The sequence below is a fragment of the Sphingomonas sp. GW821-FHT09E03 genome, from assembly GCF_059416225.1.
The window spans coordinates 175,581-187,123 of record NZ_JBWKOS010000004.1 but is presented as its reverse complement, the minus strand read 5'-3'; the positions used below and the strand labels follow the sequence as shown (position 1 = coordinate 187,123).

The following is an 11,543-nucleotide window of genomic DNA, read 5'->3' as shown; positions in this document are numbered from 1 at the left end:
CCTGCCCTAACCACGTCAGCCGATCAAGCCGGCGAGACGCTGCCACAGGCCGACGGCGCTCAAATCATTAAAGGTCACGATCAGCATCAGCGCGAGCACCGCGGCGAGGCCGCCGCGGAACGCCCATTCCTGCACGCTGGGTTCGAGCGGCCGGCGGCGGATTGCCTCGATCGCGTAGAAGAACAGGTGGCCGCCATCGAGCATCGGTACTGGCAGCAGATTGATGAACCCCAGATTGATCGACAGCATCGCGATCAGCCAGACGAATGCCGACCAGCCGAGCGCGAGCTGCTCGCCCGACACCTTGGCGATGCGGATCGGTCCGCCGAGTTCGTCCATAGAGCGGCGGCCGGAGATGATCTGGCCGAGCGTCTGCAAGGTGCCGCCGATGATGTCGCCGGTCATCTTGACGCCGGCGGGGATCGCCGCGAGCGCGCCGACCGGCGCCAGCACCGGTGCGCCGCTCCCGATGCCCAGCCGGCCGATGCGATAGTCGTTGCCGAAGCGATCGCGCTGATGGACGACGCCGATCGCCAGTGTCACGTCAGCCGGGCGACCGGCGCGGACCAGCTGCACATCGGTCTGCTCGCCGGGGCGAATCAGCGCGTATTTGGCGATGTCGGAGAAATTCTCCATCGCCGTCCCGCCGATCGAGACGATGCGATCGCCCTCGCGGATCCCGGCCTTGGCGGCGGGGCTGCCCTCGACCACCGTGCCGACCACCGCTGGCGTGGCGTCGACGCCATAGCCATAAGCGAAGCCGGCAAGGATCAGGATCGCCAGCACCAAGTTCACGAACGGGCCGGCACCAACGATGATCGCGCGTTGCCACAGCGGCTTGGCCTGGAAGGTGCGCTGGCGCTCGGCGGCGGGCAGCGACAGCCAGGCGGCATCGGGCTGGCTCGCCGGGTTCATGTCGCCGGCGAAGCGGACGTAGCCGCCTAACGGCAGCCAGCCAAACTTCCAGCGCGTGCCGCGGCGATCCGTGAAGCCGGCGATCTCGCGGCCGAAGCCGATCGAAAAGGCCTCCGCCTTGACCCCGAACAGTCGGCCGGCGAGGTAATGACCCATCTCGTGGATGAAGACGAGCGGACCGATCGCGCCGAGAAAGGCGATCACGGTCATCAGGACACCCGGAGACTGGATCAAACGCTGTCCTTCCTCGCCTTGCCCGCGATGCGGGCCTCCGCCAGATAGCGCGCTTCGGCATCGATCGCGAGCACCGCATCGAGATCGCCGGGCGCGGGCGGATCGTATGACCCCAGCGTATCGGCGACGATTGCGGCAATTTCGAGGAAGCCGATGCGTCGCGCAAGAAAGGCGGCGACCGCTATCTCATTGGCGGCGTTGAGGATCGCGGGGCGGGCGCCGCCCGCAACGAGCGCCTCGCGGGCGAGCTGCAATCCCGGGAAGCGGACCGGGTCACACGCCTCGAAGTCGAGCCGGCCGAGCGCGACGAGGTCGAGCGGCGCCATCGGCGTCGCCATCCGCTGCGGCCAAGCGAGCGTGTGCGCGATCGGCACGCGCATATCTGACGGCCCGAGCTGGGCGAGCATCGAGCCGTCGATGTAATCGACCATCGAGTGGATCACCGACTGGCGGTGCATCACCACCTCGATCTGCTCCTCGCGGACCGGGAACAGCCGCGCGGCCTCGATCAGCTCGAGGCCCTTGTTCATCATCGTCGCGCTGTCGACCGAAATCTTGGCGCCCATCGACCAATTGGGGTGGGCAACCGCCTGCTCGACCGTGACGGTAGCCATCTGCTCGAGCGACCAGTCGCGGAACGGCCCGCCGCTGGCGGTGAGGATGATCCGGCGGACGCTTTCGGGGGCGGCGAAATCGAAGCATTGGAAGATCGCATTATGCTCGGAATCGGCCGGGAGCAGCGTCGCCCCGCTTTGCGCCGCGGCGGCGAGGATGATGTCGCCGGCGGAGACCAATGGCTCCTTGTTGGCGAGCACCACCGTACCGCCCGCCTCGATCGCCGCCATGGTCGGCTTGAGGCCGGCGCAACCCACGATCGCACCCATCGTCCAGTCGGCGCCCGAGGCCGCGGCGTCGCATATCGCCTGGGCCCCGCCCGCGGCGGCGATGCCGGTGCCGGCGAGCGCGTCCTTGAGATCGGCAAGGCAGGATTCGTCGGCGACCACCGCGGTCTCGGCGCGGGTGCGGATCGCCGCGGCGGCGAGGCCGGCGACGTCGCAGTTCGCGGTCAGCGCCTGCACGCGGAAGCGCTCGGGCTCGCGCTCGACAAGATCGAGCGTCGAGGTGCCGACCGAACCGGTCGCGCCGAGGATGGTGACGGTTTTCATGAGATCTGATGCTTTAGAGAGGCTGGGCGAGCAAGGCCGGCAACACGATCAGCAAGGCGGCGACCGGCGCCACCGGCACCAGTCCGTCGAGCCGGTCGAGCACGCCGCCATGGCCGGGGATCACCGAGCCGCTGTCTTTGACCCCGGCGCGGCGCTTGAGATGGCTTTCGTAGAGGTCGCCCAGCTGCGCGAGCACCGCGAGCAGCGGCGTCGCAAGGATGAGGCGGAGCGGCAGCAGATAGGCGTAATGCATCGCCAGCGCGAGCAGCGTGGCGAGCACCATGCCGCCGATCAGCCCCGCCCAGGTCTTGGCCGGGCTGATCCGTGGCGCGAGCTTGGGCCCGCCGATCGCGCGACCGGCGAAATAGGCGCCGATATCGGTCGCCCATACCAGCGCCAGCGTCCAGGCGGCATAGACGATGCCGTCGGGTTGGTGGCGGATCAGCAGCAGCGCGAACACCGGCAGGCCGACGTAGAGGATGCCGCGGGCGAGATCGCCGCGGCGGCTGACGATCGCGGTGAAGAAGAAGGCGCCGGCGATGAGGCCGAGCGCGAAGAAATTGGGGCCGGCGGCGATCGGGCACATGATCGCGAGCGGCACCGACAGGGTGAATTGGGCAATACGCTTGAGCCGGGGCGGCGCGGCGTGGAGATCGCTCCACTCGGCCATCATGAACAGCCCGGCGGCGACCGCGAGCAGCCAGAAGAACACCCCGCCGAGCGCCAACGCGACCAGCGCCACCGCGATCATGCCGAGCCCGGAAACGGCGCGGACCAGCAGTTCGGGCGGCCGCTTGGCCGACGCAGGCTCGCTCACCGGTGGGCGCTCACAGGCCGCCGTAGCGCCGCTGGCGCCGGCCGAACGCGGCGACCGCCTCGGCAAGGCTGTCGGCGGTGAAATCGGGCCACAGCGTGTCGACGAACAGCAGTTCGGCATAGGCCGCCTGCCAGAGCAGGAAATTGGACAGGCGATGCTCGCCCGAGGTGCGGATCACCAGATCGAGCGGCGGCAGCGCCGCGGTGTCGAGCTCGGCCTCGATTGCCTCGGCGGTGATCGCGGCAGGCTCGAGCGCGCCGGCCTGGACCCGCTCGGCGAGCGCGCGCGCAGCGGCGACCAGCTCGGCCTGCGAGCCGTAGTTGAGCGCGATCGCGAGGATCGGCCCGGTGTTGTCCTGAGTGCGGGCGATCGCGCCATCGACCATCGCGACCAGATCGGGCGCGAACCGGCGATAGTCGCCGATCACGCGCAGGCGGACGTTCTCGCGCGCGAGTTCGTCGATGTCGCTGCGGATGAACAGCCGCAGCAGCCCCATCAGATCGCTGACCTCCTCCTCCGGGCGGCGCCAGTTTTCCGAGGAGAAAGCGTAGAGGGTCAGCGCCTCGATGCCCATCGCGCGCGCGGCACGGGTGACGCGGCGGACCGCGTCGACCCCGGCCTTGTGCCCGGCAAAACGCGGCAGGTGGCGCTGCTTGGCCCAGCGGCCGTTGCCATCCATGATGATCGCGACGTGGCGTGGCACCGTGGCCGGCGCCGGCACCGCCGCGAGAACGGGCGCGGTGCTCACGCCGGCCGCCCGCGGGCCATCGAGACGCGAACGGCGACGGTCACTTGCCCAGGATTTCCTTTTCCTTGGCGGCGGCGGCGGCATCGAGATCGACGATCGTCGCGTCGGTGAGCTTCTGCACCTCGGTCTCGTGGCGCTTGCGCTCGTCCTCGCTGAACACGCCCTTCTTCTCGTCGGTCTTGAGGCTGTCCATGCCGTCGCGACGCACGTTGCGCACCGCGATCCGCGCCTTCTCGGCATATTGATTGGCGAGCTTGGCGAGTTCCTTGCGGCGCTCCTCGGTGAGATCGGGGATCGGCAGGCGCAGCGTCAGCCCGTCGTTGATCGGGTTGAGGCCGAGACCGGCGGAGCGGATCGCCTTTTCGACCGGGCCGACGTTGGTCTTGTCCCACACCTGGACCGACAGCATCCGCGGCTCGGGCACCGAGACGGTCGCGACCTGGTTGAGCGGCATGTGGCTGCCATAGACCTCGACCGTGACCGGATCGAGCAGCGCGGTCGACGCGCGGCCGGTGCGCAGACCACCCAGATCGTGCTTCAGCGATTCAACGGCACCGGCCATGCGGCGCTCGAGATCGGCCTTGTCATAGGCAGCCATCAGTCTTCCTTCTCAACATTGTTGGCGCGCGATGCGGCCAGTTGCGCGCTCAGCGCTCCGGGCGCCATACCAAGGATCTGCTCGGTCGCGCGAATGATCTCTTCCTGCTGCGCCGTGGTATGCTCGCCATTGGCGTCGACATGAACGTCGGCGGGCAGGTCGCCATCGGTGATGCGACGATTCTGCGCCACCGGCGCCTCCTCGGCCTGGACCACGGTCGACACGCCGTCGCCGGCGAGTACCGCGGCTAGATTGCCGTGCTCGCGGATGTTGAACACGACGATCGGGATGTTGTTGTCGCGGCACAGCGCGATCGCGCTCGCGTCCATCACCTTGAGATTGTCGGAGAGGACGCGGCTGTAGCTCACCGTCTCGTAGCGGCGCGCGGTGGCGACCTTCTTGGGATCGGCATCATAGACACCGTCCACCGAGGTACCCTTGAACAGCGCGTCGCACTTCATCTCGGCCGCGCGCAGCGCCGCGCCCGAATCGGTGGTGAAGAACGGGCTGCCGACGCCGGCGGCGAAGATCACCACGCGGCCCTTCTCGAGGTGGCGCTCGGCACGGCGACGGATGAACGGCTCGCACACCGACTGCATCGGGATCGCCGACTGGACGCGGGTATCGATGCCGATCTGCTCGAGCGCATTCTGCACCGCGAGCGCGTTCATCACCGTCGCCAGCATGCCCATGTAATCGGCGGTGGCGCGCTCGATACCCTTGGCCGCGGCGGACAGGCCCCGGAAAATGTTGCCGCCACCAACGACGATGCACAGCTCATAACCCTTGGCGCGGGCGTCAGCGATCTCGCCGGCGACGCGCGCGGTGACGACGGGATCGATGGCGAGACCGCCCTCGCCCATCAGCACTTCGCCCGAGAGTTTCAGCAGAATTCGTTTGAAGCGCGGGGGCGTCATGGGATCCTAACGGTAAGGGAAAGTGGCGCGGACCTTAGGCGTGGGGCGCCGGGGGGGCAAGTTCGGGCGGACTTGTTCGGTGGGCGGTGCATGGAAAATTGTTGGGTTCTGCACGGTAGGCCATGACGATGGCCCGCCATGCACTGCCGACCGCCGGACGTCGGGCGGCGGAACGCTGTTTCCGTGAGACGACCTGGCGACCGAGCGTTTTCGGGGCACGGATTGGCGCCGCGGATCTATCTCACTCCAGCGACCGTCGGGGCCTCTGGCAGCTCTTCCACCTGGCCTCAAAGAGATCCCAGCTTTCGCTGGAATGACCCGTGGGAAAACGGGATGACGAAACGTGAAAGCTGGGGCGCGCTCGTGAAGCTGGGGTGACGCACAGGAAAAAGGGAGCCGGATTGCGCCGGCTCCCTCTGCATCGTGACCGGCACCTGGAGCGTCGGGGAAGAGCGAGCGCCCTTCCCCGACAGCCTCAGCCCTGCGGCTGCTGCGGCACGCCCGAGGCGGCGGCGACTTCGGCGGCGAAGTCCGACGTTTCCTTCTCGATGCCCTCGCCGAGCTGGAAGCGGACATAGTCCTTGAGCACGATGGTGGTGCCCGCATCCTTGCCCGCCTTGGCAACGACGTCGCTGATCTTGGTCTTGCCGTCCATCACGAACAGCTGGCTGACCAGCGCATGCTCCTTGCGGAACTTGGCGATCGAGCCTTCGACCATCTTGGCGATGATATCGGCGGGCTTGCCCGACTCGCCTGCCTTCTCGGCTGCGATCGCGCGCTCGCGCTCGATCTCGCCCTCGTCGAGATCTTCCTCGTTAAGCGCTTTCGGGAAGGCGGCGGCAATGTGCATCGCGAGCTGCTTGCCGAGCCCCTGGAGGACATCGTCAGCCGCGTCCGATTCGAGCGCGACGAGCACGCCGATCTTGCCAAGACCGGCCGACGCCTGGTTGTGGACGTAGGACACGACCGCGCCCTTGGTCACTTCGAGGCGCTTGGCGCGACGCAGCGACTGGTTCTCGCCGATGGTGGCGATGTTGTTGGTCAGTACCTCGGCGACGGTGGTGCCCGACGGCATCGCCTCAGCCTTGAGCGCCTCAATATCGTCGCCGGTGGCGAGCGCGATCTGGGTCACTTCGCGAACGAACGCCTGGAACTGATCGTTCTTGGCGACGAAATCGGTCTCGGAATTGACCTCGACCGCGGCGCCCTTGGTGCCCGACGTCGCGACACCGACCAGGCCCTCGGCCGCGGTGCGGCTAGACTTCTTCTGCGCGGCGGCGAGACCCTTGGTGCGCAGCCAATCGAGCGCGGCGTCCATGTCGCCGGCGGTCTCGTTGAGCGCCTTCTTGCAATCCATCATGCCTGCGCCGCTCTTCTCGCGCAGATCCTTGACCATTGCTGCCGTGATATCGGCCATGTTCGTGATCCTTCTATTGAGCCCGCAAGGCTCGAAACCTGTCAAAACAAACCGTTCGCCCCGAGCCTGTCGAAGGGCTGCCCTCTTCCTGCGTCAGGAAAAAGACAGTGCTTCGACAAGCTCAGCACGAACGGTGAAAAGGCGTGTCGAAGTTAGGCGTCGTTACGCGTCGATCTGGCGCTCTGCCTCGGTTGCAGCACCCTCGGTCGGGGTGGCGGCGACGTCGTCGGGCTGGGCAGCCGGAGTCTCGACGGTCAGCGCTTCCTCGGTGGGAGCGACGTCCTGCGCGCCGAGGTCGATGCCGCGACGCGACTGCTGCTCCTGGCCGCCACGGGTCGCGGCGATCGCGATCGCCTCGCAATACAGGCGGATGGCGCGGCTGGCGTCGTCGTTAGCCGGCACCGGGAAGGCGATGCCGTCCGGCGACACGTTCGAATCGAGGATCGCGACGACCGGGATACCGAGGGTGTTGGCTTCCTTGATCGCCAGCTCTTCCTTGTTGGCGTCGATCACGAACATCACGTCCGGGATGCCGCCCATGTCGCGGATGCCACCCAAGGACATCTCGAGCTTGTCCTTCTCGCGGGTGAGCTGAAGGACTTCCTTCTTGGTCAGGCCGACGGTGTCGCCCGACAGCTGCTCCTCGAGCGTCTTGAGGCGCTTGATCGAGTTGGAGATGGTCTTCCAATTGGTGAGCATGCCGCCCAGCCAGCGATGGTTGACGAAATGCTGGCCCGAGCGGCGCGCGGCATCGGCCACGGCTTCCTGCGCCTGGCGCTTGGTGCCGACGAACAGCACCTTGCCACCGCCAGCGACGGCCGACGAGACGAACTCGAGCGCGCGGGCGAAGAGCGGCACGGTCTGCGACAGATCCAGGATGTGGACGCCGTTGCGATCGCCGAAGATGTAAGGCTTCATCTTCGGGTTCCAGCGGTGGGTCTGGTGGCCGAAGTGCGCACCAGTCTCGATGAGCTGCTGCATGGTGACGACGGGTGCCGCCATAGGATAATTCCTTCCGGTTAATGCCTCTGGGAAGCGGATGACGGAGCGTCTTGCGACGCCACGCACCGGGCTATGATGCTTCCCATGCGGGGTTGAGGCGCGCCCATTAGCCGGACCGACGCTCAAAATCAACCATGCTGCAGCTAAGCTCGCCGAAACGAGTTCCATCCTGCTTGACAGAGGAACACAAGCGGAACATAAGGCGTCCAGACAGGGAGCGAAGGCTGGAAATTAGTCCAAGTTAACGAGAAACTTTGCCCAACGGTGACAGTTTTCCCGATCCGGCTGGAACTCTCTGACAAAAAACGGGTTTCCCAGTTATCTACAGGGGCGTCATGGTTAACGCCCAGGAGATGCGATCATGGTTCCGATGCTGAGCATTCTGGTTTTCTCCGGCGCCTTCACGGCTGCCACAGGCGTGATGGCGGTGACGGTGGGGCCACAATGGCGTCGCGTGGCACGCCTTGCCATGGGCCATGTCGAACCATCGTTTACACCGCTGGCGACGCTCGCCACCGCCGAACGCCGCATCGCGGTCAGGCGCTGGGCGTCGGCTCCCGTTCCGGCATCGGTTCCCGCAGTCGCTCGGCAGTTGCGCGCCGCTTGACCCGACCGTAGCTCGCGATGCTGAATGGCAGCGTGAGCAGATAGGCGAGGCAGACCGCGCTGAGCGTCTGCCAAGGCGCCGACACCAGCGCCGCCCCCAGCAACACCACGCCGGCGATAGCCTCGAAGCGGATCGTGCGGCGCAGGCGCAGCGAACTCCACGAGAAGGTCGCAACGCTCGACACCATCAGCAGCGCCACCCCGGCTACCCAGGGTGCGACCAGATAGGGTGAAGCGAACAGCGGTTGGTCCGTCCAGAACCACAGGATCATCGGCAACAAGGCAAGGCCCGCCCCCGCCGGCGCCGGCACGCCGGTGTTGAAGCCGGCCGACTTGTGCGGCTGATCGGTGGTGTCGATCCGCGCGTTGAAGCGGGCGAGGCGCAGCGCGCAGAATACCGCGAGCAGCAGGCTGCACATCCAGCCGATCCGCGGCAGCGCCGCGAGCGACCACAGATACATGATCAGCGCCGGTGCAACGCCGAACGAGATGGCGTCGGACAGCGAATCGAGCTCGGCGCCGAACCGGCTCTCGCCATGGAGCAGGCGGGCGATGCGACCGTCGATGCCGTCGAGCACGCCGGCGATCATGATCATCGCCACCGCGCTCTGCCACTCGCCGGCGATCGCGAAGCGGACGCCGCTTAGCCCGGAACAGAGCGCCAGCGCCGTGACCGCATTGGGCGCCACCGCGCGCAGCGGCAGGCCTTGCGGCACCCGCCTCAGCCGACGCGCCGGGCGGACGATCGGTGGGATCATTGCGACACGCCGATCACCGGCTGCCCGCCGACGCGGCCGATCACCGTCTCGCCGGCGATCGAGCGCTGGCCGAGGGTGACCTGGGGGGTGATGTCGTCGGGCAGGAACACGTCGACGCGGCTGCCGAAGCGGATCAGTCCGATGCGCTGGCCGGTCGCGACCATGTCGCCCGGCTTGACGAACGGCACGATGCGGCGGGCGACCAGCCCGGCAATCTGGGTGAAGCCGATCCGCCGCCCGTCGCGGCTCTCGACGACGATATGCTGGCGTTCATTCTCGTCGCTCGCCTTGTCGAGATCGGCGTTGAGGAACTTGCCCGAGATGTAGACGACCTGGCGGATGGTGCCGGCGATCGGGGTGCGGTTGATGTGAACGTCGAACACCGACATGAAGATCGAGACGCGGGTGAGCGGCGCCTCGCCGAGTTCAGCCACCAGTTCGCGCGGCACCGGCACCCGCTGGATCATCGTCACCAGGCCGTCGGCCGGGGCGATGATCAGGCCATCGCCAGTCGGCGTGGTGCGGATCGGGTCGCGGAAGAAAGTGAGCACCCAGATCACCACCGCGAGCAGCGGCCAGAACAGCACCTTGGTGATCACGGTGGCGATCAGGGTGATGCCGAGCGCGATCGCCGCATATTTGTGCCCTTCGGGATGGACGGAGGGGAAGCGCCACTTGACCGTGGTCGTGGTGACGGGGGGCTTTTCCAACGATGACATGACCAGGGGTGTAACCGTGCTGTTCGTGCAACACAACGCCGGTAGCGACCGCAGGTGCCCGCGGTGACCTGTGCCGGCGGCAGGACGGCTAGCCTGGATACATCCCGCCCCACTCCCCCTCTCCATCATCCAGAACTTGTTTCAGGATCCATGCCCTGAACTGCCCGCAGGCCGGTGGCGCTGCTTGGGTCATGGATGCTGAAACGAGTTCAGCATGACGAAGAAAGAAGCCGCGGCGGTTCCGTCGCGGCGGGTGGGTCGGCGATGGTTGATCCCCTGCCCGCTTGTGCCTAGACGCAGGCCCAAATCCCCGTCTGACAGGAAGATGACATGGCCAAGATTCAGGTGAAAAACCCCATCGTGGAGATCGATGGCGACGAGATGACGCGGATCATCTGGGAATGGATCCGCGAGCGCCTGATCAAGCCCTATCTCGACGTCGAGCTCGATTATTACGACCTCAGCGTCGAAAATCGCGACGCGACAGAGGATCAGGTGACGGTGGATGCCGCCAAGGCGACCCAGAAGCATGGCGTCGCGGTGAAGTGCGCCACGATCACGCCCGACGAGGCGCGCGTCGAGGAGTTCAAGCTCCACAAGATGTGGAAGAGCCCCAACGGCACGATCCGCAACATCCTCGGCGGGACCATCTTCCGCGAGCCGATCGTAATCAAGAACGTGCCCCGCCTGATCCCGGGCTGGACCCACCCGATCGTGGTCGGCCGCCACGCGTTCGGCGATCAGTATCGCGCCACCGACTTCCTCGTCCCCGGCGCCGGCAAGCTGCGCCTGGTGTTCGAGGGTGACGACGGCCAAGTGATCGACCGCGAGGTGTTCCAGTTCCCGACCGCCGGCGTCGCCATGGCGATGTACAACCTCGACGATTCGATCCGCGATTTCGCCCGCGCCTCGATGCATTATGGCCTCAACCTCAAGTGGCCGGTGTACCTGTCCACCAAGAATACCATCCTCAAGGCCTATGACGGCCGCTTCAAGGACCTGTTCCAGGAGGTGTTCGAGGCCGAGTTCAAGGACAAGTTCAAGGAAGCGGGCATTGTCTACGAGCACCGCCTGATCGACGACATGGTCGCGTCGGCGCTGAAGTGGAACGGCGAGTTCGTGTGGGCGTGCAAGAACTATGACGGCGACGTCCAGTCGGACCAGGTCGCGCAAGGGTTCGGCTCGCTCGGGCTGATGACCTCGGTGCTGCTCACCCCGGACGGCAAGACCGTCGAGGCCGAGGCGGCGCACGGCACGGTTACGCGTCACTATCGCCAGCATCAGCAGGGCAAGGCGACCTCGACCAACCCGATCGCCTCGATCTTCGCCTGGACCGGGGGCCTCAAGTATCGCGGCAAGTTCGACGACACACCCGAGGTCACCAAGTTCGCCGAGACGCTGGAGCGGGTCTGCATCGAGACCGTCGAGAACGGCCACATGACCAAGGATCTCGCGATCCTGATCGGGCCGGACCAGCCGTGGATGACCACCGAGCAGTTCTTCGAACAGGTTCGCGCCAACCTCGAAGCCAAGATGGCCAATTGGGCGTAAGCGCTCCGGCCTGAACGGACACCAAGCCCGGCATCTCACGCGAGGTGCCGGGCTTTTTGTTGCGCCGGTCGCCTGACAAAGCCGCGCCGATCCGC

10 protein-coding genes and 1 pseudogene are annotated in these 11,543 nt (G+C 66.6%); 1 reads left to right on the top strand and 10 read right to left on the bottom strand.

From position 1 onward, the window contains the following. Positions 1-15: 15 nt before the first annotated feature. The 10 genes and pseudogenes from rseP to AC07M8_RS11175 form a co-directional block, all read right to left on the bottom strand. Positions 16-1,125: an RIP metalloprotease RseP gene (rseP, locus tag AC07M8_RS11220; RefSeq protein ID WP_495174425.1), complete on the bottom strand. Its 1,110-nt coding sequence runs from the start codon at positions 1,123-1,125 to the stop codon at positions 16-18. Positions 1,126-1,145: 20 nt separating this feature from the next. Next, on the bottom strand, positions 1,146-2,315 hold the full coding sequence (locus tag AC07M8_RS11215) for a 1-deoxy-D-xylulose-5-phosphate reductoisomerase (RefSeq protein WP_495174424.1): 1,170 nt from the start codon (positions 2,313-2,315) through the stop codon (positions 1,146-1,148). Positions 2,316-2,328: 13 nt separating this feature from the next. Then, entirely contained in the window at positions 2,329-3,132 is an 804-nt protein-coding gene (locus AC07M8_RS11210; protein ID WP_495174423.1) for a phosphatidate cytidylyltransferase, read from the bottom strand. Between the two features lie 10 nt (positions 3,133-3,142). After that, positions 3,143-3,880, bottom strand: a complete 738-nt coding sequence (locus AC07M8_RS11205) for an isoprenyl transferase (RefSeq protein ID WP_495174422.1) — start codon at positions 3,878-3,880, stop codon at positions 3,143-3,145. Positions 3,881-3,920: 40 nt separating this feature from the next. Further along, positions 3,921-4,478 (bottom strand): ribosome recycling factor, encoded by a 558-nt coding sequence (gene frr, locus AC07M8_RS11200; protein WP_267393117.1) that lies wholly within the window; start codon positions 4,476-4,478, stop codon positions 3,921-3,923. 200 nt (positions 4,479-4,678) lie between these two features. Then, positions 4,679-5,395, bottom strand: a pseudogene (pyrH, locus tag AC07M8_RS11195) (UMP kinase); the annotation flags it as partial. 475 nt (positions 5,396-5,870) lie between these two features. Continuing rightward, positions 5,871-6,812: a translation elongation factor Ts gene (tsf, locus tag AC07M8_RS11190; RefSeq protein WP_495174421.1), complete on the bottom strand. Its 942-nt coding sequence runs from the start codon at positions 6,810-6,812 to the stop codon at positions 5,871-5,873. 162 nt (positions 6,813-6,974) lie between these two features. Next, positions 6,975-7,814, bottom strand: coding sequence for a 30S ribosomal protein S2 (rpsB, locus tag AC07M8_RS11185; RefSeq protein WP_495174420.1), 840 nt, complete (start codon positions 7,812-7,814; stop codon positions 6,975-6,977). A 536-nt stretch (positions 7,815-8,350) separates the two neighbouring features. Continuing rightward, entirely contained in the window at positions 8,351-9,178 is an 828-nt protein-coding gene (locus AC07M8_RS11180; RefSeq protein ID WP_495174419.1) for a CDP-alcohol phosphatidyltransferase family protein, read from the bottom strand. Further along, a complete protein-coding gene (locus AC07M8_RS11175; protein ID WP_495174418.1) occupies positions 9,175-9,897 on the bottom strand; it encodes a phosphatidylserine decarboxylase in 723 nt (240 codons plus the stop codon). The genes AC07M8_RS11180 and AC07M8_RS11175 overlap by 4 nt, the downstream gene beginning before the upstream one ends. A gap of 330 nt (positions 9,898-10,227) precedes the next feature. Between AC07M8_RS11175 and AC07M8_RS11170 the strand changes: the two genes are divergently transcribed. Further along, the gene (locus AC07M8_RS11170) at positions 10,228-11,448 is read left to right on the top strand and encodes an NADP-dependent isocitrate dehydrogenase (protein ID WP_267393106.1); all 1,221 of its coding nucleotides are present in this window, start codon (positions 10,228-10,230) and stop codon (positions 11,446-11,448) included. Positions 11,449-11,543 lie beyond the last annotated feature (95 nt).